Below are 22,807 nucleotides of genomic sequence, written 5' to 3' on the forward strand. Positions count from 1 at the left end.
GGTTTTCCTTCATTCGCATTTTCCGGGCCGCCCAGGGCGAACCCTCGCTGACCGCCCGGCTCCCCGGAACGCCTCAGCGCAGCCCTCGCCAACTTCAGCGGCGAGATCCTCAATAACTTTCTGCCGCCGCGCTGACAACGCACCGAACCCCGTGTAGTCAAGCGCAAGATCTCTGGCCGGCCACTCGAGGCTGCACCGTCTTTGAGTTCGGCACACACGTCCCCCGGGGTCAGTTTCCCTGAAGTTCAGTCAGCAGGAGGGATTCCATCTCGCAGTTGTTGGCGTTGACCCGGGTCCTCGGAGGACGTGCCGCATGGAAGCGAGGGCCGAACCCTGCGTCGTCCACGACCATACGAGGGCCGCCCCGCCGCAGCGGTGCCAGCACCGAGAGGAGGGGGACCGTACTGGCGCGCTTTCAGCCGTTCCCTCAGCTCCGGGACGATCCGGTTAAGCGGCAGGCCGAAAGGTTGACGAGGCCCTGATTATGCCCCGCCCTTCGCGCGTTGTCCTCAGCGCGTGGCCGTGGGTGACGGCGAGGACGTCTCGTTGTTTTCCGACTCGGTGGCCGTGGGTGATGCTGAATCCTCCGGTGAGGCGCTGCTGGTTGACGTCGGCCTGGAGGTTCCGCTTCCAGTGTGGGCCTTTTGGAGCACCTTATTGATCAGGTCTTCGAGTTCCTTTTGGTCCTGGTCCCCCAGGTTGGTCCCACCCTTGGTGGCGACGACCAGCAACCTTCCCTGGGCAGCCGAGACCTGCATCAGCTTCCCCTGGTTTCCCCCGCTGCGGGTGCTGACCGTCGCGAAGGTCATCTGGGCATCCGTGTTGGCCTGCAGTTCCTTGGACGAGACCTGGTAGGACTGGCCGAGGGCCGCCACGGAGAACTGAGCGCATTGGTCCATCTTGCCGCTGATCTGTTGCAGTACGTTCACGGCATCCGGGTCCTGGCTGCCTGACTGGGCGGACAGCGTACGCGGCTGGTCACCCCCGGAAATTGCGACGGCCACCGTACCGTTCTCCACGGTGTCCAGCAGCCCCGCCGTGGCAATGTCCTTGCAGTCCTTGGGGTCCACAGTGGCGGTGCTCATGAGCAGGTTGGCGATGTTCCCGCCCTGGTTCACCTGTTCTTTGGAGTAAAGCTTCAGTTCGTTGCCGTCGGCATCGGTCATGCCGGAGATCAGGGTCCGGAGTTCATCCTCGCTGTAGACCTTGGCTTGTGCCGATTGGGTGGCCGTAGCTGTTGCCGTCGTGGCGGATGGGTCGGAGGTCCCCCCGCCGCCGGTACATCCGGCCAAGGCAATCATCGCTGCCGTCACCAATCCAAGCGCAGGAACTTTTCTCATCACGTACAACCCCTTCGGAATAGGAACCATACCCAGTGTTCCTAGCGTAGAAGTTTTAATAGGGAGCGGGAATACCGTGCCCCGACCCATTTGGGCACGGCGGGGTCCCCTGCCGCGACATCTTCCTGCCGCCCGGTCGCTTTCGTTCCCGAAAACGAAGGATATCGAGAACGGCCTTACTTGAGAACTGCGGCCTCCGCAGCTCATAGACACCACGGCGGCCGTGGGGGTGAATGGTCGCGGCCCGGTGGCGAGGACTTCAACCGCCTGCCCCAAGAGCCCTCGCAAAACCCTTGCCACCTCGGCCTCCACGCCCGTGGGATCATGTTATGCCGGGGACGATCCCAACACCTCGGGGGAGGGACCAGCCGGATGCCGTCCCTTTCCCGATGTTTCGTGAAGCACACCTCCGCGCAAGGCGTACCGCCCCGGACGGTGTGAACATGCACCCGGAGGTCTTCCCGGAGATCCATGCCTGTGGGAGGATCTTCGGTGCGCGATGACGACGATCCACGATTTGGGGCGTGGTTCGCCAGCAGCCCGTGCGGTGTTGCTCAGCGACGAGCAGTGCTGCGTATCTGCCCCGCCGGATTCTGGACGCGGCCCAGTCCCTGCGCGAAGCCGGCCAAAGCCGCCCCTGATCCCTGTTCCGTCCTCCAATGGCCAGGGAGTCCTGGCGGATGTGCCATCGGCTCAGGCCCGGGCTCATTCAGTCGGGAATCTGGTCCCCGGAGGTCTTGGCCAGGTCGGCGGAAGCGGCGGCGATGGTGCTGGTGATGAGGCCTATTTGGACGTTGATGGTGATGGGCCCAGGGGTACCGGAGGGGCCCGTGGTGAGATGGTGGCGGATGAATCCGGCGACGCTGCGGGCCAGCTCCGGTGCTGGGCGGGAATCGTCAACGCCGATGCGGACCTGCACTCTGGTGGCGCCGCTCCGGGTGCTGAGCGGAGTGGTTGGGTCCGGCAGGCCATCCGTGCCCGCCAGTATGCCGGGGTTGCGGGGCCATTGCGGGTCCGGTGTGAAGAGGGTAGTGACGCCGGGGATGTCCAGGATCAGGCGCTTCAGGTGTTCGGGGGTGTTCATGGGTTTGCTTCTTCCGGGTGGCCTGGAAGCGTGCGCAGGTCCGTGATGGTGATGTTGATGGTGTGCAGGTTCAGTTCGGTGTGGGTGGCAAGGGCGGTGCCGATTTCATTGCGGAGCCGCTCTGCCATGGCGGGTAGCCGGTAGCCGTAGAAGGCGGAGACCCGGACGTCCAGGTCCACGGGCGCGCCGGCTACGGTGATGTCCCCGCGTAGGCGGCATCTACCGATGGTTGCCCCGCGGATGGTGTCTCCGACGTTGCGGATGAGGGCTATGACCGATCCTTCGGTCTGGGAGAGTTCGTCGCTGTGGTCTTCCGCCCTGATCGGTATGGCCCGCCCGGCCCGGGTCTCAAGGCCCAGGTTGGCCAGGATCTCCCGCAGCCAGGTCTGTTCCGGCGCCGCAGCCATGCTGAGGTCGTGGGCCAGGAGTTCGCCGGTGAGGCTGTTGAGCTGACGCAGGGCGGCCAGTCCGGCCTGGCATTGGGGGCAGGAGGAGATGTGCGCTGCGTCGGGGGAGGTACCGGTGTCGAGGTAGCTGGCGAGCGTTTCGATGCTGCGTCCGCAGCCGGTACCGCCGGTGGGGGCACTCATTTCCAGTCCTCCATGGTCTTTAGCAACGCGGCTCTGGCCCGGGCAAGTCTGCCCCGGACGCTGGTGGGGGTGATGTTCAATGCGTGGGCTATCTCCTCATAGGACATTCCGCCGATCTCTTTCATGGCCCAGCACCGGCGCTGCTCTTCGGGCAAAACAGCCAGGGCCAGGGAGATCGCGGCGACTTCGGAGTTCAGCTCGGCTGCCCCTTCCGGACCGGGTGCCGGATCGGGGGTGTCGATCAGGGCCGTGCCGGGTGGGTGGTATTTGCGGCGCCGGAGAGTATCGATGCCGCGGGTTCCGGTGATGCGCAGGAGCCAGGCCCGCACGGCGGCTTTGTCGTGGAGGGTGTCGAGGTGTTTCCATGCCTGGAGTAAGGCTTCCTGGACGACGTCGTCGGCGTCGGCCAGGGAGCCGGTGAGCCTGCGGGCGTAGGCACGCATCGCCGGGGCATGCCGGGCTGCCAGCACTTCAAAGGCCACCACGTCCCCGTCGCCGGCACGTTCAGCCAGCAATTCATCCGGGACGTGGCACAGCCGGCTCTTTCCACCAACAGGATCACTCATGGGAACACGCTACCGTCACCGAAACCGCGGGACCAGACATGCCAGGTCCTTTCGTGGGCCCTCCTGGTCTTGGCGGGACGGGTCCACAAGTGCTCACCGCATGTTCCGGTGCTCAGCGGCGTGGATTATGATCCTTCCTGGCTAAACCCGGGCCGCCTTCCGGGCTCACCTAGCCTTTACTGTCTCCGCTACCTCGCAGCCTTCACGGACCCACTGCCCCTATCGAACCAACCAAAACCCAACCATGCCTGAATGCGAACGGCCTCCCGATATGCCGCGCGGACTGACCTCCAGCGCCTTGCCAACCGGCATCCCTGTCCGGATGCACGGGATGGATCGAGGGCGTGCTGCCAGGGGCGGCTTCATTGCTGTGCTCGTGAGGAAGGGTGCTCTACCGCTGGCCACCCCCCTCCCTCCGCCCTAGGATCGAATGATCACCAATCATCAGCGAGGGCCCGCAAACAGGTACCGGGCGGATCGCCTCACCCAGTATTCGCCACTGGTCCTTCCTGTTATCGAAAGCGAGAGAAGGTGAACGCCCGTGCAAATTCAGGTCAGCACAAACAGTAGCGTCGAGGGCAGCGAACAATTAACCAGCGAGATCGAATCCACTGTCAGTAGCAGGCTGTCGCGATTCGCCGATCAGATCACCCGGGTTGAGGTACATCTGGTCGATGAAAACGCGGACAAATCCGGTGGTGGGGACAAACGCTGCACTATCGAGGCGCGGGTAGCCGGACAACAACCGGTGGCTGTCTCACACAACGCAGGCTCATTGGAGGAAGCCTTCGCGGGAGCAGCAAACAAACTCTCCAGCCTGCTCAACAGCAAGATGGGCAAACTCGATAGACGCAAAGGAAACCAGCCGATGGGAGGGCCTGGAGCCTCCTAACACTCAAGTCCTCGAATCTGCTCACCAATGAAGTGGTACCAAGCACGCTCTGTGAAAGGACCTAAATTGTTCGCCCAAACCGATCTGACTCGACTGATAGCAAGCAAATCATCTACTGCGGTCTCGATTTTCATGCCGACCCATCCCACCGGAAAAGAGGTCCGGCAGGACCCTATCCGCCTGAAGAACCTGCTCGCCGACGCCCAGTCAAGACTCACTATGGCCGGCCTGTCCGAAGCAGACGCCGTTACCATCCTGGAGCCCGCCACAGCCCTCTCGGAAGACCGCGATTTTTGGCAGCACCAGAGCACTGGACTGGCTCTATTCATCGACGAAAATCAAACGCGTGAATACAGGGTTCCGCTTAATTTCGAAGAACTCGTAGTTGTAGGCAAAAAATTCCACATCAGGCCTCTGCTGCCCATACTGGCGGCAGACGGCCATTTCTCCGTCCTGACCGTGACGGGTGATAAAGCCACCCTCTTCAGCGCGTCCCGCTACCAACTCGTTGAGGACAGAACCGTCGCCCTTCCGGAGAGAACGTCGGTGGAAAACGATTATGAAAACCCGGTGCAGGCCAGCCCTCCTGCGCGTCCCAATGTAGGGACAGCCAATATCCCGAACGCACAGGTATACGGGGACAGCCCACCTGATTTCAGGAAAACGCGCCTCCAGGAATTCGTAGCGGAGGTGGCCAAGGCTACTGAAAATATTCTTTCCGCGAGCCCCCAACCCCTGGTACTCGTCGCGGACGCTGAAATTGGTGGGCATTTCCAGCAATCGAGTGACCTTGGCCAGTTCCTGGCAGGAGTCGTGGAGGTCAACGCGAACGCCCTCGATACTTCAGGGCTTCACAGTCTCGCTTACGCAAAGGTGCAAGGGCGGTTGGATAGCGGGCGGGTGGAGGCTCTAAACAACGCAGCTGAACTTCTGGGCCGGGGCGAGCCCACAGCGACAAGCGACATCGCGGACATCGTGCGGGCGTCACACCAGGGACGGATCAGCACTTTACTCCTTCACGACGGCGAGCCGATCTGGGGACATTACGACCGCGAGGCTGACAAACTTGAGGCAGGACCCGACTTCGAATCCTCGGGAGAAGATCTTTTAGGCGTCGCTGCAATCGAGACACTGCAACACGGAGGGGACGTCCACGTAGTGTCATCGGAGGAACTCCCCACCGAAACCGAGGCAGTAGCTCTCCTGCGTTACTGAACCACAAAGCGCATCTCCACCATCCCGCGGAGCGGTTGTCAGGGAGGCCCCGCATCACTGACGCGCGTACTGCGGGGCTTTTCGCCGTCTTCACTTGCGCTGACAGCAGACAGCGGTCACGAAGATTAGTGGCTCTTCCCGTGCAGGGTCCATTGGGACGGAGCCGGGCGGTGCTCCTGGTTCAGGAACATCTCACCGGAACCGCCCCCAGATGCTTCTGTCTCTTAAACTTAGGATTGACTGGGTGCGGCATGTTGGTTTGACCGCTGGAATTCAAGGGTACGGTCAGTCGGCTTCTCCGTCTCCGGTCATTTTAAAGTTGGCGTTTACACACCAACCGCCACTGACACGGGGCTCTTGGGTGTTCTCCTTCAGCTCAGCGGCGTGTGGTGGGCCGGCGGCCCTTCACGGCACGGTAGACCAGGACCAGGACGCCTGCACCGATCACGGCCAGCAGCCAGGTCTGCGGTTCGAAGAATGTGCCCAGTCCGACTCCGAGCAAGGCCGGGTCCAGCCGGCCGCCCAGGAGCGCCCCGAGGACGCCCAGGGCGAGGCTGGTTGGCCAGCCTCCGCTGACCAGCCCGGGCATCAGGACCTTGATTAAGGGCTCCGCTGACCAGCCCGAGGATGATGAACGCGAGGATGCCCATGGCGCGTCTCCTTCCAGCGATACCGTGACCGGCGTGCGCGCCGGCTATTTCTTGCTGAAGCCTTCCTTGAGTTTCTGTGCGGCGTGCTTGATGTTCTCCCCGATGTCACCGGCCACGTCCTTGGCCTTCTCGGCGGCGTCTTTCAGGGATGTTTTCGCTTGGTCTTTCTGGCCCTCCTTCTCCAGGTCCTGGTCCCCAGTCAGTTTCCCTGCCGCGTCCCTGGCGGGCCCGTCCTTATCTTCGAATTCGTTCGGTGCCTTGTCGTTCATGCCCATGGCCGTGTGTCCTTTTCCTATTTAGTGCCTTTTCTTGTGCTGTCCCGTGTCGGTGCGCGGGTGCGCGGGTGCGCGGGTGCGGGGGTCCTGCGGCCGGTCAGTGGACCAGTTCGGGGCCGGCGAAGCGGGACCGCGGGCCGGACCCGATGTGGACCAGGACCGGGACCTGCTCGCCCAGGATGGTATCGAGTCCGGCGATGACCACCTCCATGGCGCTTTCGATGTCGGCGGGCGAGGCGCCGCGCCTGGCCTGCACGTTGATTTTCAGCGCATCGGCGCCTTTGAGTCTCCAGGCCGTGACTGTGGTGGAGAGAATCTGGTCGTTGCCTGCGGTGGCATCGGTGATGGCCTCGGCCGCGTAGGAGACGTCCACGGCCGTGGCGCCGCGGCCGGCGTCCTCGTGGTTTCCGATCCTGCGGATGTGCCCTCCGCCCTGGGAGCGGATCCAGAACACGAGCAGCACAAGGGCGAGCACCACGGCCAGCAGGGATGCCGCGGTCCACCAGCTGGTGTCCGTGCCGGGAATTGGTGCCGCGCGCAGCTGCTGCCGGGTCCAGGCCAAAGTGTGCTGCCCGATACGGGTCCATTGCCGTGCCAGCTCCGGCGCGGCCCCGGCCCAGCCGGTGAGGACGCCAGCCGCGAGCACGACGATCCCGAGGATGGCGAGCAGGAACCGGTTCAGCCCGCGGTTGGTGCTGTTCATACTCCCACCGCTCCTTGTTCGCTGACCCGCACGGCGAGCCGGGGACCGGGGTGCAGGCCGTAGCGGGCTGCTTCGGCCTCCACGAATTTTTCGATACCATCCCTGTCCAGGGCTATCCCGGAGGTGGGGCGGATCAGGATGGTGATCGTTCGGGCACTGATCGTGGTGGTGACCTGTTCGGGAACGAGGCGTCCGCGCTGACGTGCGACCTTCGACAGTGCCGCGGCGATCACCGCGTCATCGACGATGACAGTGGCCCGGTCGCGGGCCAGCTGATGGCGTGCCCTGCGCCCCGGAAGGACCCCTGCCAGGATCAACACCAGACCCGCCAGGGCCATCAGCAGGCCGGAAGTGACGAGTACCGCGGGCGCGGTGGTGGCGGCCAGTCCCGCGGCCCATTCGGCCATCTGCCACGGCGCGGCCAGCAGCGGGCGTTGCCCAAACGCGGACAGCACGGTCTCCGTGCCGACCCAGACCAGCACGATGATCAGGGTGACGGCAACGATCACGGATGCCACGGCCCGGGCTGAATGCAGTTCCCGGCGCCCGATCCGCCGGGCTTGCCGCCCTGTACTCACTGGACCCTGGCCTTCGGTGGCCGGTGGATGCCATGGACGGTGATATCCACGCGGTCCACGTCAGCGCCGGCCACCTGGCCGATGCGGTCGATGATCACCGACCGGGCCCGCGCGGCGCGCGCATAGACAGTCTCGTCTGTAGGGGACGGACCCCGGTGTGCTGCCTGCAACAGGGAGGGGACAACAACGGCTACTGCGGCGCTGATGCCCAGGCGGCCCTTCGCATCCTGGATGTCCACCGTGACCCTGTCCGGCGGGATGTCGAAGGCGTCGGCGGCGATCACCTCGATCACCTTTGTCAGGGCATGGGCAGTGACCTTGGTGTGCCCTGCCCGGGAACCCACAACATTAAAGACATGCCGCGGTGCCCGGGCCGATGCCGGGTCCGCGCTCATGAGGAGGAACTCTTGCCAAGCAGGGCGTTCATCACGCCGCCCAGATCCAGCCGGCCCTCAGCAGCCCGGCCCAGCACGGCGCCAATGGCCATGAGGAGGGCAACGAAGAGGAAACCCCAGAACCCGAAGGCCAGCCCGGAAATCGCCAACGTCGCTCCGAGGGCCATGCCGCTGACCGTTGCGGTCATGAGACCCGGACCTCCTTCGGCGTCTCTGTGGTGCTCTCATCACTGTCGTTCTGCTCACTGTGGATGTGGATGTCGGTGATGGTGACGTTGACTTCGGTGACTTCCATGCCCGCAAGATCCTCGACAGCCTGGTACACCGCATCACGGGCAGCCTCCGCGACGTCCTGGAGCGGATGCGGGTACTCCGCGACGAGGACCAGATCGACCGCCACCTGCGTCTGGCCCACCTCCACGGACACGCCCTGGGTCACGTCGGCCATGCCGACCGCTTCCCGGATGGACCCCAGCGCCCGGGCGGCGCCGCCGCCCAAGGCATAGACGCCGGGGATATCGGCGATTGCGAGGCCCGCCAATTTGGCGATCACACTGTCAACAATGGTGGTGGTGCCACGCCCGCGGTCCGGCCCCGTCGGGGTCGCGCCCGCGTCGCCGCGCCGTGAGGCATCAGGGCCCAGTTCTGGCTCCGGAGAAGGGGTCGGGGACGAGGTTCCCTGCGGTTGAGTTGTCACAACAAATCACTCCTAAGATCCGCCGGCCATCGGTAGTGATGCCCGTACCCTTAAGACGCTCCCGCCTCCGCAAACCTCACGGCACATTTGGCGTGATGTGGATCACACTGACGTCGCTGGGGATGATGCCGCGGACCGCCGTTGGCAGTGCGGTTCGCTGACTGACTGGAACCTTGGATATAAGGCCCCTGTTAGATCGTTCTATACACCAGATGCAGCTCCGGTCGGTTCGGGAAAACGGTTTTAACTACGGCAGATCAGAACCCCACCGGTCCAGTGAGGTCTGAATGAATTCCATCTGCCCCAATATCCGTGAAATCTTCCCGATCGCCGTGTCCCAGAAGTTCATACCCTCCCTCTTCGGTGGTGTGGGTGAGTGAGTCGCGCACTTCCCGGGACGGCCGTAGATGGCGCCGCCCATCATCCAGCGGCTGAACCAGCGGGCGGAGATCAAACCCGGCCAACACAGGCCACTACGCCGCCCGGCCAAACCTTAGCGTCGGATATTTCACTTTTTCACAAGCCACCCCTACCTGATGCTGGACGGGCAGGGAAATTCGGGGACGGCTCCCGCCTACGCCGCCGCCCTGGAAGCGCTGTACTCGGTGTCCTACGCTGTGAAGTTTGCCAGCAAGCACTCAGGTCGGGACTACGCCGTCGGACCGTTGGAGGGTCTCTGGACTGCGGATGATCCTGACGCCTTCACCCGTGGCGAAATGGAAGACTGGAAGTGGACCATGATGATTCCGCAGCCGGGCTGGATCCGCGCCGGCGAGGTGCAGGACGGTATCGCGAAGGCGGCGACGAGGCACGTTCCGGGGCTGGACCTGCTCCGCCTTGAGATCCTCGACGATGGCCTCTCGACGTCCGTAGGGTCGCACCGGAAAAGCTCAAAACCATCCTGCGCCAACCCGTGCGACGGCTCTGAGCGATTTCGTGCCGGCACCCGCGAGTTGCTGCTGGCCAGGCGCGGGATTCATTGGCTAGGCTCGGCGGTGTGGCTGAACTGAGTGATGACTATGAAATCCGGCGCTTCATGGCGGTAGCCAAGGGTGAGGCGGGGTATCCCGACGCCGAATCATGGGTGAAGGCGGTGGCCTTTGGCTTCCACGACCCCACACGGACGCCGGAACATGTTGCGAAGTCCTTGGAGACCTACACAGTTGACCAACGGATCTTCACTGGCGCCTACCAGACGAGGCAAGTCGCGCCGGGGTCGCTCCCCGCGGAGGTGCCGGTGGCAACCTTCGGCACCCTGCGCAAAACACTTAACATCGGCTTCGGCCGACTGCTGAAAACCCAGCTTGTCACCGCGGTGACGGTCCGGACCTCGCATCGGCGGCGCGGCCTGCTGCGCCGGATGATGTCCGAGGACCTGGCCATGGCCAAGGACGATGGCGTGGCGATGGCAGCCCTGACTGCGTCAGAGGGATCCATCTACGGACGCTTCGGCTATGGGGTGGCCAGCTTCGAACGGACCGTCAAAGTGGATACCACTGCCCGGTTTCGCCTCAATCACCAGGCCGTCGGCGCCGTGGACATCGCGGACCCGCGTGTGCTGCTCGACCTGGCCCCGGAAGTGTTCGAGCGCGTGCACCGCCTGACTCCGGGATCGATCGGCCGCCAGGAGTGGTACCGCCAGCTCGCCTCGGGATCCCTGGGCCGGGACGGCAAGGAGGATCCCGCCGTCAAGGTGGCGCTGCACTACGGACCCGGCAACACCGTGGACGGCTACGTCTCCTACAAATTCCTGGGCTGGGATACCGAGCCCTACACCGTCGAAGTGGTGGACCTCGTGGCCGCCACCAACCACGCGTACCTGGAGCTCTGGCAGTTCCTGGCCGCCATCGACCTCGTGGAACGCGTGACGTGGGCCGAGGCGCCGGTCGACGATCCACTGGCCTGGGCGCTGGCCGATCCGCGGTGCATCGAATCCGCGGACGGCAGGGACATGCTCTGGCTCCGCATCCTGGACATCCAAAAGGCACTGGAAGCCCGGCGCTATCCGGTGGACGGGCGGCTGGTCCTGGCCGTGCATGATCCGCTTGGCCTGACGACTGGGACTTACGCCCTGGAGGTCAGAGCCGGCGAGGCCGCGGTCGTACGCCTCGACGCGGAGGAACCGGCTGACCTGACCCTGGACGTCTCAGCCCTGTCATCAATTTATCTCGGTGCGGTCTGCCCGGTTACGCTGGCGGCAGCTGGGCGGATCCGCGAACACAAGCAGGGCGCGGCGCTCCAGGTTCGTGGCATGTTTGCGGTTGAGCGTGCCACGCACTGCCTGACCCACTTCTAGGGGCTCCTGCCTCATCCGAAGGACACATCCATGGGGGATACTGGCGTGCCGGGGCTGACCAGCCGCCGGGCAATGGTCTTTGGCCTGGCATCGGGCGTGCTCGCCGCGGTGTCGGCGTGTGCTGCACAGACCGCACCCGGGACCGGATGGCCGGCCGTACCGGTTGAACAACAGGACCTGGCCGGGGCAGTGTCCCCGGGGCAGGCTGCGCCGGCAGAGGATATGCCAGCAGGGGATGAGCCGGGCCCAGCCCAGCCCCTCCCGGCGACGCCGGCAGTAGTGCAGCCGCCGTCGAAAGCCCAGCTCGTGGCGGAATTTGCCGGCAGGCGGCCCACCGAGTGGGGCCTGGCGGTGACGGGAGTGGTCACCAGGTCGCCGGCCCGCCAGGCCGTCATCACCCTGGATGCCTGCGGCGGCCCCGGCGGATCCGGCGTTGACCAAGCTTTACTAGCCGTGTTGCGGCGGCTGGGTATTCCGGCCACCCTTTTTGTGAACGCGCGCTGGATCCAGGCGAACCGCACCCTCGCCGCCGAGCTGGGGCAAGATCCGCTCTTTGCACTGGCCAACCATGGCTGGCTTCACCGGCCGCTGTCGGTCTCCGGCAAATCCGCCTACGGCATCGCCGGCACCGCGGGCGTCGCCGACGCTTATGACGAGCTCACGAGGTGCCAGGATGTGCTCCTGGAAGCGGCAGGGCGGCCGTCACGCTTTTTCCGGGCAGGCACGGCCTACTACGACGACGTGGCGGCCGCGATGACCCGTCGCCTGGGCATGCTGCCAGTGAACTTCAGCATCAACGCCGACGCCGGTGCCACGCTCGCGCCGGAAGCGGTCGCGTCCGCGTTGTCTGCCGCAGGACCGGGAGACATTGTCATTGCGCACTTCAACAAGCCAGGCAGCGGCACAGCGACCGGGTTCCGGCAGGCGCTGCCGCGGCTGCAGGGCGGCGGCACCACGTTTGCCCGGCTGGCAGATGTGCTGCCTGCGCTTTGACCCCTGTTGGCCGCAGCGACTAGAATAAGTGGGCGCGTGCTACGTGCAAGTTTCTAAAATCCACAAACCAGGAAGACCCGGAAAATCCTTGTGATCGCCCGAAGACCTGCGCCTGCGTTCCATAACGCGGGCGCGGCGGTTTTCCTGACCGACTAACTATCCACAACGGAGCCCCTACTACATGACCATCACCTCCACCGAGAAGCCCGGTACCCCCGTAGTCGCCATTAACGACATCGGTACCGCTGAGGACTTCCTCGCAGCAGTCGACGCCACCATCAAGTACTTCAACGACGGAGACCTCGTCGAAGGTACCGTCGTAAAGGTCGACCGCGATGAAGTTCTGCTCGACATCGGTTACAAGACCGAAGGTGTCATCCCCTCCCGCGAGCTGTCCATCAAGCACGACGTTGATCCCGGAGACGTTGTCTCCGTTGGCGATCTCGTCGAAGCCCTGGTGCTCACCAAGGAAGACAAAGAAGGCCGCCTGATCCTCTCCAAGAAGCGTGCTCAGTACGAGCGCGCCTGGGGCGACATCGAGAAGGTCAAGGAAGAAGACGGTGTCGTCACCGGTACCGTCATCGAGGTTGTCAAGGGTGGTCTTATCCTCGACATCGGTCTGCGCGGCTTCCTGCCCGCATCCCTCGTCGAGATGCGCCGTGTGCGCGACCTCGCTCCGTACATCGGTCAGAAGATCGAAGCCAAAATCATCGAGCTGGACAAGAACCGCAACAACGTTGTGCTGTCCCGCCGTGCATGGCTCGAGCAGACCCAGTCCGAGGTTCGCTCCACGTTCCTCAACAAGCTGGAAAAGGGCCAGGTCCGTCCCGGTGTTGTTTCCTCCATCGTCAACTTCGGTGCCTTCGTGGACCTGGGCGGCGTAGACGGCCTCGTTCACGTTTCCGAGCTGTCCTGGAAGCACATCGACCACCCGTCCGAGGTTGTCGAAGTTGGCCAGGAAGTCACCGTCGAGGTTCTCGAAGTCGACCTGGACCGTGAGCGCGTTTCACTGTCGCTCAAGGCTACGCAGGAAGATCCGTGGCAGACCTTCGCCCGCACCCACGCCCTCGGGCAGGTTGTACCGGGTAAGGTCACCAAACTCGTTCCGTTCGGTGCGTTCGTTCGCGTCGAAGACGGCATCGAAGGCCTCGTGCACATCTCCGAACTGGCAGTCCGCCACGTGGAGCTGGCTGAGCAGGTTGTCTCCGTTGGTGACGAGCTGTTCGTCAAGGTTATCGACATCGACCTCGAGCGCCGCCGTATCTCCCTCTCCCTCAAGCAGGCCAACGAGGGCGTTGACGCCGAGTCCACCGAATTCGATCCGGCTCTCTACGGCATGTCCGCTGAGTACGACGAAGAAGGCAACTACAAGTACCCGGAGGGCTTCGACCCGGAGTCCAACGAGTGGCTTGAAGGCTACGAGAACCAGCGCGCCGTCTGGGAGCAGCAGTACGCTGACGCCCAGACCCGCTGGGAAGCACACAAGAAGCAGGTCGCCCAGCACGCTGCCGACGACGCTGCAGCTGCAACGTCCGGTGACAGCGATTCAGGCACCACCAGCTACTCCTCCGAGCCTGCTGCAGAGTCCAACACCGGGGCCGGTACCCTGGCTTCGGACGAGGCTCTTGCAGCTCTGCGCGAGAAGCTGACCGGCAACTAATTGCCACCTGCCCGGGCTTCCCGGGCAGGAACAACGGGCCCCTGCTTTCGCAGGGGCCCGTTGTGCTTAACCGGCCAACGGCCGGCGCCTGATCTTCCCCTACGAGCCGTTCGGTGCGCCTACCGCCAGTTGGTAGAAAGTACGACGACGGCACTCACCGTGCCATCGTCGTCGTGCGTCAGTGCCGCGCCGGCCGCGGTAAGGAGCCGCTGGGCGCCTATGTTGCCTGCCGTGGTGTGGGCCACCACCTGGTGCAGTCCGGTGCGTCGGGCTTCCGCCAATACCAGCCTCAGCGCGGCTCCACCAATACCGCGGCCACGGTAATTGCGGCCCAGCCAGATGCCTGTCTCAGCAGTTCCGGGTTGCGCCGTTCCGTCGTCAATCCCTTTGAGCCTGACCGAACCGGCCGGGCTGCCGTCGCAGAGCACCGCCCAGCTCTTTTCCGAGACCGGTCCGTCCAGGCCCGCGGCCGCAGACCGGTGGTAGGCGCCGAACCAGTCGATGCGTTCCGCGTTCCAGCCCGTCCCGTTGCCAAGTGGCGGCGTGACGTCATCCGCGGACGCGTCCCGCTGCGCCAGTTCCAGCAGCCGCTCCTGCATGGGTTCGTCGACGTCTGCCAGCCGGACCTCAGGGGAGCGGGACATCGATCCACTCCGTTCCGGCCGGTGTGAGCCCGGTTCTCCCGGCGGTAAGCGACAGCACGCGTTCGGTGGCCGCAGTGATTTGGTCAGCTTCGTCGGGCACCGCCAGGCGCAGGATCGTCTCCTGCGCTCCGTAGCTGGTTTCCGCCATCACAAACCCGGCCGCCCGAAGATCGTTCTCCAGCCGTCCAGCAGCGGCATGCGGCACCGCCGCCGAGCAGATCCTCAGCCGGCTCCGCCGGACCAGGGGTGCGCGTTCCAGGGCGGCGGACACCGATTCCGAATAGGCGCGGACCAGTCCGCCGGCGCCCAGCAGGATGCCGCCGAAATAGCGTACGACGACGGCACTCACGTCGCTGAGGTCCGTCACCCCCGGTGCTGTTTCTCTTTTGACGATGGCCTCCAGCATCGGGATGCCTGCGGTACCGGAGGGCTCGCCGTCGTCACTGGAACGCTGGATGTCCCGGTCCGGTCCCAGGACGAACGCGGAGCAGTGGTGGCGGGCGTCGTGGAACTCGCGGCGCAGGCCAGCCACCAGGTCCCGCGCAGTGTCCTCATTGTCGGCGCGGCCCAGCACGGTAATGAACCTGGAGCGCTTGATCTCGATCTCGTGCCGGAAGCCGCGACCCAAGGCGAGCGTGGTGTAGGCGGTGGTCCGGCTGTCTTGCTCTTGCACCGCCCAAGTCTAGTGCGGGCAGCGAATTCAGGGAGGCGGTGGGGATTAGGGTGGTGGGATGCTCAAGATTGGTTTGACGGGCGGCATCGCCTCAGGGAAGTCAGTGGTCGCCTCACGCCTCGCCGAGCTCGGTGCCGTGCTGGTGGACGCGGATGCGCTGGCCCGGAACGTGGTTGAGCCGGGAATGCCGGGGCTGGCCCGTGTGGTGGAAGCCTTTGGACCGGAAATGCTCGACGCCGGGGGCCGGCTGGATCGGGACAGGCTCGGTTCCGTGGTGTTCGGCAACCCCTCGCAGCTGGCCGTGCTGAACGCCATCGTCCACCCGCTGGTCCGGGCCGCGGCGGCGGGCATCACCGCCACAGCCCCGGCCGGCGCCATTGTGGTCCAGGACATTCCACTGCTGGTGGAGACGGGCCAGGGCAGCGGCTTCCATCTGGTCCTTGTGGTGGACGCACCCGATGATGTCAGGATCGGACGGATGATCGAACACCGAGGCATGACGGCCGAGGACGCACGGTCGCGGATGGCGGCCCAGGCCTCGCGTGAGGCACGGCTAGCTGTTGCTGACGTGGTCCTTGACAACTCCGGATCGCTGGCTGACGTGACCGCAGAGGTGGACCGGCTGTGGACAGAGCGGCTGGTCCCGTTTGCGGATAATATCCACCGCGGGGCCAGGGCGGCCAGGACCGGAACCGCAGTATTGTCTGCTCCGCAGGAGGATTGGCCGGCCCAAGCTGCACGGCTGGGATCCCGGGTCACCTCCGCGGCACCGGATGACATTCTGGCGGTGGACCATATTGGCTCCACGGCCGTGCCGGGCCTGGCAGCCAAGGACGTGATCGACCTCCAGGTCACGGTGCCGGATCTCAACGCCGCGGACCGGATCGCGCCGCTGCTGGCCGCCGCGGGGTTCCCAGCCGTGCCGGGGGCCGGATTCGACACACCAAAACCGGCCGATCCGGAGCCGGAGCGCTGGCAGAAACGTTTTCATGCGAGCGCGGACCCCGGCCGGGCCGTGAACCTGCACGTCCGGGCAGCCGGCTCGCCCGGGTGGCGGTACGCGCTGCTCTTCCGCGACTGGCTCAGGAGCGATCCGGAGGCCGTCAGCCTTTACGGGGACCACAAGCGCGCCTTGGCCGAACTGTTTGCGGATACCAACGGGACGCGGGCTTACGCGGAGGCGAAGGAACCGTGGTTCACGGACGAAGCGTGGCCGCGCATGGCGGGCTGGGCTGCACGCACAGGCTGGGCGCCGCCGTCGTACTTCCCCTGAACTCCTTGCCCCTGAGGCGGTTTGTTCGCCGGCAACTGATCCGGACTTTCGCTGTCGGTCCCCGGTTGTAGATTAGATGCATGAGCCTTGCCCAGGAGATCAACCGCGTTGTCGCGCCGTTTGAAGTCATCAGCGAGTTCCAGCCGGCAGGTGATCAGCCTGCTGCGATCACCGAACTGACGGAGCGGATCAGGAACGGCGAAAAGGACGTAGTCCTGCTGGGAGCCACCGGTACCGGTAAGAGCGCCACCACGGCCTGGCTGATCGAACAGGTCCAGCGGCCCACCTTGGTCATGGTGCAGAACAAGACCCTGGCCGCCCAGCTCGCCAACGAATTCCGGGAACTGCTGCCCAACAACGCGGTGGAGTACTTTGTTTCCTACTACGACTACTACCAGCCCGAGGCGTACGTAGCGCAGACGGACACCTTTATTGAGAAGGACTCCTCGGTCAACGAAGAAGTGGAACGGCTCCGCCACTCCGCGACCAACGCCCTGCTAACCCGCCGCGACGTCATTGTGGTCGCCACGGTGTCCTGCATCTACGGCCTGGGCACGCCGGAAGAGTACATTGCCGGCATGGTCACGCTCCGCAAGGGGGCACAGATGAACCGCGACGACCTGCTCCGGAAATTCGTCTCCATGCAGTACGCGCGCAACGACATGGACTTCCACCGCGGCACCTTCCGGGTCCGGGGCGACACCGTGGAAATCATCCCGATGTACGAGGAACTGGCCATCCGGATCGAATTCTTCGGGGACGAGATTGAGAACATCCACACCCTCCATCCGCTGACCGGCGAACTGATCCGGGACGAAGAGGAAATGTACGTCTTCCCGGCCTCGCACTACGTGGCCGGGCCCGAGCGGATGGGCCGGGCCATCAAGCGGATCGAGGACGAGCTCGCCGAACGCCTTGCCGTCCTGGAAGGCCAGAACAAGCTGGTGGAAGCCCAACGGCTCCGCATGCGCACCACCTACGACCTCGAAATGATGCAGCAGATGGGCTTCTGCAACGGCATCGAAAACTACTCATCACACATTGACGGACGCGCCCGCGGGACTGCTCCGCACTGCCTCATCGACTACTTCCCGGACGACTTCCTGCTGGTGATCGACGAATCCCACGTCACCGTACCGCAGATCGGCGCCATGTACGAGGGCGATATGTCCCGCAAACGGAACCTCGTGGACTTCGGTTTCCGCTTGCCGTCAGCCATGGACAACCGCCCGCTCAAGTGGGACGAATTCCTGCAGCGCGTGGGCCAGACCGTCTATCTGTCGGCCACCCCCGGCAAGTACGAACTGGGCAAGGCCGACGGCTTTGTGCAGCAGATCATCCGGCCCACCGGACTGATCGACCCCGAGGTGGTGGTCAAGCCCACCAAGGGCCAGATCGATGACCTCCTCGGCGAGATCAAGACCCGCACAGCAAAGAACGAACGCGTCCTGGTCACCACGCTCACCAAACGGATGGCGGAGGACCTCACCGACTACCTGCTGGGCCACGGCATCAAGGTCGAATACCTCCACTCGGACGTAGACACCTTGCGACGGGTTGAGCTGCTCCGGGAACTCCGGATGGGTGTCTTCGACGTCCTGGTGGGAATTAACCTGCTCCGCGAAGGCCTGGACCTGCCCGAGGTATCCCTCGTGAGCATCCTGGACGCGGACAAGGAAGGCTTCCTGCGCTCGGCAACTTCGCTGATCCAGACCATCGGCCGCGCCGCCCGCAACGTCTCCGGCGAGGTCCACATGTACGCGGACCGCATCACCGACTCCATGGCCAAGGCTATCGATGAAACCAACCGGCGCCGCGCCATCCAGGTGGCCTACAACACCGAACGGGGCATCGATCCGCAGCCGCTGCGGAAGAAGATTGCCGACATCACCGACCAGCTGGCCAAGGAAGACGCCGACACCCAGGAACTGCTCAACAACAACCGGCTGGCTAAGGGCGCCAAACGTGGCAAGTCCGCAGCAAAGGGCGCGGCACAGGTCCGCAAAGACGGCCTCGCCGCGGCACCGGCCGAAGACCTTGTGGGCCTCATCGAACAGCTGACCGAACAGATGCACGGCGCTGCCGCCGAGCTCCAGTTCGAGTTGGCCGCGCGGATCCGGGACGAGGTCAGTGACCTCAAGAAAGAGCTCCGCCAGATGCAGGCGGCCGGCCACGCCTAGGACACACCCGGGCGACGGCGGCACACAGCGTTCGGGGCATGGTCCAGCAGGCGGGAACGCCTGCTGTAGAGTTAACGTCACGTAGGGGAGTATCCCGAGCGCTACGATCGTCAACACGTTAGGCACAGTTGCCTGGCCGGGCGTAGCGGGCCGCCATTTCAGCACAAAGTGCACAAGCTGGCCGGAGAGACTTACTCCAATTCTCTGTACCCTGCGAAAGGCTACCCGTGCCCGAACTACCCTTATGGTTTGAGGTCGGCTCACTTGTCGTCCTCGGCCTGATCCTCCTCATTGACCTTCTGCTGGTCGTCCGGCGTCCCCATGAACCTTCCATGAAGGAAGCCGGCCTGTGGGTTGCGTTCTACGTCTCCCTTGCCCTACTGTTCGCCGGGGCCATGTTCTTCTTTACCGGTGCCGAATTCGGCGGCCAGTTCGTGGCCGGCTGGGTCACCGAATACAGCCTCAGCATCGACAACCTGTTTGTCTTCATCATCATCATGGCCCGCTTCTCCGTGCCTCGTAAGTACCAGCAGGAAGTCCTGATGGTGGGCATCATCATCGCCCTGATCCTGCGCGGTATCTTCATCCTCCTCGGCGCCATCGTGATTGAGCAGTTCAGCTGGGTCTTCTACATCTTCGGCGCGTTCCTGCTCTGGACCGCCTGGAAGCAGGCCCAGGATGAAGGCGAAGACGAAGAGGACAAAGAAAATCCGCTCATCGCCCGGATCCGCAAGGTCATCCCCATGTCGGAGAAGTTCGACGGCGGCAAGCTGCGCACCACGGTGGACGGCAAGAAGGTCTTCACGCCCATGCTGGTGGTGTTCGTAACTATTGGCCTGACCGACCTCCTCTTCGCGGTGGACTCGATTCCCGCGATCTTCGGCCTGACGCAGAGCCCGTTCATCGTCTTCACCGCCAACCTGTTCGCGCTGATGGGTTTGCGCCAGCTGTACTTCCTGCTGGGTGGGCTGATGAACCGTCTGATCTACCTGAAGCACGCGCTGTCCTTCATCCTGGCGTTCATTGGCGTGAAGCTGGTGCTCCACGCCATGCACGTGAACGAACTGCCGTTCATCAACGGCGGGCACCACATCGAATGGGCCCCGGAGATTCCGACCTTCGTTTCCCTGGCCGTCATTGTGGGCACCATCATCGTTGCCGTGATTGCCAGCCTTGCGAGCTCCAAGGCAAAGACCTCCCACTTGGACCCCCGCCTCGAGGAAGACGCCAAGAAGAGCCTCAGCGAAAAAGAGTAGGCTGTCCGCCCCTTTGGTCAACGCAATACCGCATTCCCACTGATCCCGGACGCACCGCGGCCGGGATCAGTGGCTTAACCTGCCCCCCTGTAGGACCTGGCCGCCGAGGACTATGCTCGGAGCATGGCCCGCATTCTGATGACGGAAAACGGAGTGCGCCAGGTGCAACGGCGCACCGTGGTGCTGCTGAGCGCGGCCCAGGTTTTCGGCGGCATCGGCACCGGAGCCACGGTTTCCATCGGTTCCATCCTGGCCGTGGAACTTTCAGGTTCCAGCGTGTGGGCAGGTGCCGTGGCAACGGTTATGACCTTGGGAGCCGCGCTGACTGCCCTGCCCCTGGCTTCGCTGGCGGACCGGCGGGGCCGCCGGGCCGGGCAGGTCACGGGGCTATCCGCTGCTCTGGCCGGCACTGTGCTGATAGTGCTCTCCATCGTGTCCGGCTTGTTCGTCCTGCTGGTGCTGGGGGCCGTGGGCATCGGGGTGGGCACCGCGGCGAGCCTGCAGGCACGCTTCGCCGCCGTCGACCTTGCGGATGCTGAACACCGCGGCAGGGCGCTGTCAGCTGTTGTGTGGGCTGTGACGGTGGGCGCCGTTGCCGGCCCCAACCTCATCCAGCCCGGCACCGTTGTGGGTCTGGCCCTCGGACTGCCGCCCGTCGCCGGACCGTTCGTGATCTCCGCAGCCGGACTCCTGCTGGCGATCGTGCTGCTCTTCGCCGGACTCAGGCCCGACCCGCTTCTGCTCGCCCGCGAAATCGCTGCCCAGGAGACAGCCGACCACACAGCTGGCGGGAAGACCCCGGGCAAGCCACCAACTCCGGCCAACCAGCGAGGCGCCACCGCGCGCACCGCAGGCGGGGGATCGCTCGTCCGCGGGCTACGTGCCATCCGGCAGTCCAGGGCTTCCTGGCTGGCGCTTGCCGCCGTCGTCGGAGCCCACGCCGTGATGGTGGGCGTAATGTCCATGACCCCGCTGCATTTGCAGGAACTTGTGGCCGGGCCGGGTTCCTCCCATGCCGGCCACGCTTCGTCCGGCGATGTCCTGGTAATCATCGGCTTCACCATCTCGCTGCATATCGCCGGCATGTTCGCGTTGTCGCCGGTCATGGGTTGGCTGACGGACAAGGCAGGCAGGACAGAGACCATCATAATCGGCTTCACCACGCTCATCGCGGCCGTCGCCGTCGCCGGATTCGGCCAGACATCAACCGTGGCGGTGGCCGTGGGACTTGTCCTGCTGGGCATGGGCTGGTCTGCAGCCACCATATCCGGCTCCACGCTGCTGGCCGAGAGCGTCCCCCAGGAGTCCCGTGTGGTGGTCCAAGGTGTATCGGACATGCTGATGGGCGCCGCCGGCGCCGTGGGCGGGGCTACCTCCGGCCTGATCCTTAGTTGGGCCGGCTACCTGGGACTGAACATGGCGGGCGGCCTGGTGGGGGCTGCAGTCCTGACCGCCGCCGTCGTTGTCCTTGTGGCGCGTCGCCGCAGCCCCACCGCCGGCACTACCACTGGTTCAGCGGCCGGCTCTGCTGCCCGCTGAGCCGGCCGCAGAGCGCACCATACCCAGCAGGCGACCGAAAATGGCCTCGCCGTCGTCGGCTATGCCGTCATGGTGGAAGTCGGCTGTCTCCCACACCTGGAGTCCGCGCACGGCAGCCGCCGTTTCCAGAGACAGATCGCGGTCCACGTAGATGTCGTCCCGGTAAACCGCGGCGGCTGCCGGCACGCCGTTCGCGGCCAGCTGTGTGTGGTCATACAACGGCTTCCAGTCCGTCTTGGCAGCCAGCAGCTGGGCCACCTGCCGCAGCGGCACCAAGGCGGCATCCTGTTCGAAATACCACGGGTACACCATTTCACCGGTCAGCAGCAACGGCTCCGCATCCGGGCGGAATGCAGGATTTTCCTGCAGCACCCGCCAGGCAGCCCAGTCGGTCGCCTGCCCCTGACCGTAGATGGACTCATGCAGCAGGGCATAGAGCGGGTTGGCCAGGCGGGACACGATGCCCTGGACCTGCTCGAGGAAGGCATCGGAGAGTCTGTTCCCGTGCGGCGTCCCGGTGAATGCGTCCTCCAGCAGGTAGTGCAGGCCGTCTACCCGCGTGTTTCCACCCAGGAAGGAGCCCACCATCTGGAACCGTTCCGGCGTGAGCCGGTGGCCGTCGGGAAGGAACTCCTCGGTCTGCGAAAGATGCGCTGCGATTGCATTCACAGTCCGGCGGTCCTCCGGATACCAGCTGAAGTATTCAGTGTTGCGTGCCGCAACCCGCGCGAACGTGGCGCGGTAGACGTTGTCGGCGTGCCCGGTGAGCGGCGCCAGCCCGCCAGTGATGAGGGCTTCCTTTAGCCCGTCCGGTGCAAAGGACAGGTACGTCAGCGCGCAGAATCCGCCGTAGCTTTGGCCGTAGATGCTCCAGGGGCCGGAGCCCAGCGCCGTCCGGATGAGCTCCGCGTCGGCCACGATGGAATCCGCGCGGAAATGCTCAAGGTACGCAGCCTGTGCCTCGGCCGCTCCACGCTCGGGCAGCGTGTTCCGGTCGAGGGGAGTCGAAAGCCCGGTGCCGCGCTGGTCCAGCATCAGGATTCGGAAGTCCCGGGCTGCCGCCTTGCTCCAGCCGCTCAGCGAAGCCAGCCGGTTGCCGCGGCCGCCCGGGCCGCCCTGGAGGAACAGCAGCCAGGGAAGCGCTTCGGCTTCAGCCTGGGTGTGGGCCGACGAGACGTACTCACGGGCGAAAACGGTGATTGTCTCTCCGGCGCCGTCGCCGCTCTCCGGCGCGAAGTGGTCCAGGGGAACGGTGAAGTAGTGCTCGGCCGTGCGCATGCCCCGGAATTCGTGCCGGGCCTTCACAAA

24 protein-coding genes are annotated in these 22,807 nt (G+C 64.7%); 10 read left to right on the forward strand and 14 right to left on the reverse strand.

Annotation, left to right across the window (positions count from 1 at the left end; genetic code table 11):
- Positions 1-509: 509 nt before the first annotated feature.
- The 4 genes from FYJ92_RS09135 to FYJ92_RS09150 form a co-directional block, all read right to left on the reverse strand.
- Positions 510-1,340, reverse strand: coding sequence for a hypothetical protein (locus FYJ92_RS09135; RefSeq protein ID WP_255482368.1), 831 nt, complete (start codon positions 1,338-1,340; stop codon positions 510-512).
- Positions 1,341-2,049: 709 nt separating this feature from the next.
- Entirely contained in the window at positions 2,050-2,424 is a 375-nt protein-coding gene (locus FYJ92_RS09140) for a hypothetical protein (protein ID WP_185263546.1), read from the reverse strand.
- Positions 2,421-3,014 (reverse strand): Asp23/Gls24 family envelope stress response protein, encoded by a 594-nt coding sequence (locus FYJ92_RS09145; protein ID WP_185263547.1) that lies wholly within the window; start codon positions 3,012-3,014, stop codon positions 2,421-2,423. Before FYJ92_RS09145 ends, FYJ92_RS09140 begins: the two co-directional genes overlap by 4 nt.
- Positions 3,011-3,580: an RNA polymerase sigma factor gene (locus FYJ92_RS09150; protein ID WP_185263548.1), complete on the reverse strand. Its 570-nt coding sequence runs from the start codon at positions 3,578-3,580 to the stop codon at positions 3,011-3,013. The genes FYJ92_RS09145 and FYJ92_RS09150 overlap by 4 nt, the downstream gene beginning before the upstream one ends.
- A 541-nt stretch (positions 3,581-4,121) precedes the next feature.
- Here FYJ92_RS09150 and FYJ92_RS09155 point away from each other — a divergent pair.
- Both FYJ92_RS09155 and FYJ92_RS09160 read left to right on the forward strand, forming a co-directional pair.
- On the forward strand, positions 4,122-4,472 hold the full coding sequence (locus tag FYJ92_RS09155; protein ID WP_185263549.1) for an HPF/RaiA family ribosome-associated protein: 351 nt from the start codon (positions 4,122-4,124) through the stop codon (positions 4,470-4,472).
- A 66-nt stretch (positions 4,473-4,538) separates the two neighbouring features.
- Positions 4,539-5,687 (forward strand): hypothetical protein, encoded by a 1,149-nt coding sequence (locus FYJ92_RS09160; protein WP_219729700.1) that lies wholly within the window; start codon positions 4,539-4,541, stop codon positions 5,685-5,687.
- 376 nt (positions 5,688-6,063) lie between these two features.
- On the opposite strand, the gene FYJ92_RS09165 is transcribed toward FYJ92_RS09160, so the two are convergent.
- The 7 genes from FYJ92_RS09165 to FYJ92_RS09195 all read right to left on the reverse strand — a co-directional run bounded on the left by FYJ92_RS09165 (position 6,064) and on the right by FYJ92_RS09195 (position 8,931).
- A complete protein-coding gene (locus FYJ92_RS09165) occupies positions 6,064-6,276 on the reverse strand; it encodes a GlsB/YeaQ/YmgE family stress response membrane protein (protein ID WP_255482369.1) in 213 nt (70 codons plus the stop codon).
- A gap of 105 nt (positions 6,277-6,381) precedes the next feature.
- Complete coding sequence (locus FYJ92_RS09170) at positions 6,382-6,612, reverse strand: CsbD family protein (RefSeq protein ID WP_185263551.1); 231 nt, start codon at positions 6,610-6,612, stop codon at positions 6,382-6,384.
- A 97-nt stretch (positions 6,613-6,709) separates the two neighbouring features.
- Positions 6,710-7,315 carry a hypothetical protein gene (locus FYJ92_RS09175; protein ID WP_185263552.1) on the reverse strand — a complete coding sequence of 202 codons (606 nt, stop codon included), beginning with the start codon at positions 7,313-7,315 and terminating at the stop codon, positions 6,710-6,712.
- Positions 7,312-7,893 (reverse strand): hypothetical protein, encoded by a 582-nt coding sequence (locus FYJ92_RS09180; protein WP_185263553.1) that lies wholly within the window; start codon positions 7,891-7,893, stop codon positions 7,312-7,314. The genes FYJ92_RS09175 and FYJ92_RS09180 overlap by 4 nt, the downstream gene beginning before the upstream one ends.
- On the reverse strand, positions 7,890-8,288 hold the full coding sequence (locus FYJ92_RS09185; RefSeq protein WP_185263554.1) for a hypothetical protein: 399 nt from the start codon (positions 8,286-8,288) through the stop codon (positions 7,890-7,892). The genes FYJ92_RS09180 and FYJ92_RS09185 overlap by 4 nt, the downstream gene beginning before the upstream one ends.
- Complete coding sequence (locus tag FYJ92_RS09190; protein ID WP_185263555.1) at positions 8,285-8,476, reverse strand: DUF2273 domain-containing protein; 192 nt, start codon at positions 8,474-8,476, stop codon at positions 8,285-8,287. The genes FYJ92_RS09185 and FYJ92_RS09190 overlap by 4 nt, the downstream gene beginning before the upstream one ends.
- Positions 8,473-8,931 (reverse strand): Asp23/Gls24 family envelope stress response protein, encoded by a 459-nt coding sequence (locus FYJ92_RS09195; protein WP_185263748.1) that lies wholly within the window; start codon positions 8,929-8,931, stop codon positions 8,473-8,475. Before FYJ92_RS09195 ends, FYJ92_RS09190 begins: the two co-directional genes overlap by 4 nt.
- A gap of 590 nt (positions 8,932-9,521) precedes the next feature.
- On the opposite strand from FYJ92_RS09195, the gene FYJ92_RS09200 reads away from it, so the two are divergent.
- The 4 genes from FYJ92_RS09200 (at position 9,522) to rpsA (ending at position 13,934) form a co-directional block, all read left to right on the forward strand.
- The gene (locus FYJ92_RS09200; RefSeq protein ID WP_185263556.1) at positions 9,522-9,995 is read left to right on the forward strand and encodes a hypothetical protein; all 474 of its coding nucleotides are present in this window, start codon (positions 9,522-9,524) and stop codon (positions 9,993-9,995) included.
- Positions 9,992-11,281, forward strand: coding sequence for a GNAT family N-acetyltransferase (locus FYJ92_RS09205; protein ID WP_370526257.1), 1,290 nt, complete (start codon positions 9,992-9,994; stop codon positions 11,279-11,281). Before FYJ92_RS09200 ends, FYJ92_RS09205 begins: the two co-directional genes overlap by 4 nt.
- A gap of 30 nt (positions 11,282-11,311) precedes the next feature.
- The gene (locus FYJ92_RS09210; protein ID WP_185263558.1) at positions 11,312-12,274 is read left to right on the forward strand and encodes a polysaccharide deacetylase family protein; all 963 of its coding nucleotides are present in this window, start codon (positions 11,312-11,314) and stop codon (positions 12,272-12,274) included.
- Positions 12,275-12,455: 181 nt separating this feature from the next.
- Entirely contained in the window at positions 12,456-13,934 is a 1,479-nt protein-coding gene (gene rpsA / locus FYJ92_RS09215; RefSeq protein WP_185263559.1) for a 30S ribosomal protein S1, read from the forward strand.
- A gap of 119 nt (positions 13,935-14,053) precedes the next feature.
- On the opposite strand, the gene FYJ92_RS09220 is transcribed toward rpsA, so the two are convergent.
- Both FYJ92_RS09220 and FYJ92_RS09225 read right to left on the reverse strand, forming a co-directional pair.
- A complete protein-coding gene (locus tag FYJ92_RS09220) occupies positions 14,054-14,578 on the reverse strand; it encodes a GNAT family N-acetyltransferase (RefSeq protein ID WP_185263560.1) in 525 nt (174 codons plus the stop codon).
- Positions 14,562-15,251, reverse strand: a complete 690-nt coding sequence (locus FYJ92_RS09225) for a YigZ family protein (protein ID WP_185263561.1) — start codon at positions 15,249-15,251, stop codon at positions 14,562-14,564. Before FYJ92_RS09225 ends, FYJ92_RS09220 begins: the two co-directional genes overlap by 17 nt.
- A 58-nt stretch (positions 15,252-15,309) precedes the next feature.
- Here FYJ92_RS09225 and coaE point away from each other — a divergent pair, with 58 nt between their 5' ends.
- The 4 genes from coaE (at position 15,310) to FYJ92_RS09245 (ending at position 21,499) form a co-directional block, all read left to right on the forward strand.
- Complete coding sequence (gene coaE, locus FYJ92_RS09230) at positions 15,310-16,524, forward strand: dephospho-CoA kinase (RefSeq protein ID WP_185263562.1); 1,215 nt, start codon at positions 15,310-15,312, stop codon at positions 16,522-16,524.
- A gap of 80 nt (positions 16,525-16,604) precedes the next feature.
- Positions 16,605-18,704: an excinuclease ABC subunit UvrB gene (uvrB, locus tag FYJ92_RS09235; RefSeq protein WP_185263563.1), complete on the forward strand. Its 2,100-nt coding sequence runs from the start codon at positions 16,605-16,607 to the stop codon at positions 18,702-18,704.
- Positions 18,705-18,931: 227 nt separating this feature from the next.
- A complete protein-coding gene (locus FYJ92_RS09240) occupies positions 18,932-19,960 on the forward strand; it encodes a TerC family protein (protein ID WP_185263564.1) in 1,029 nt (342 codons plus the stop codon).
- A 123-nt stretch (positions 19,961-20,083) separates the two neighbouring features.
- Positions 20,084-21,499, forward strand: coding sequence for an MFS transporter (locus FYJ92_RS09245; RefSeq protein WP_185263565.1), 1,416 nt, complete (start codon positions 20,084-20,086; stop codon positions 21,497-21,499).
- Here the strand turns inward: FYJ92_RS09245 and FYJ92_RS09250 are convergent.
- Complete coding sequence (locus FYJ92_RS09250) at positions 21,473-22,777, reverse strand: alpha/beta fold hydrolase (protein WP_185263749.1); 1,305 nt, start codon at positions 22,775-22,777, stop codon at positions 21,473-21,475. The genes FYJ92_RS09245 and FYJ92_RS09250 overlap by 27 nt on opposite strands.
- Positions 22,778-22,807: the final 30 nt, after the last annotated feature.

It is taken from the genome of Pseudarthrobacter sp. NBSH8, from assembly GCF_014217545.1.
Taxonomy (GTDB): domain Bacteria; phylum Actinomycetota; class Actinomycetes; order Actinomycetales; family Micrococcaceae; genus Arthrobacter.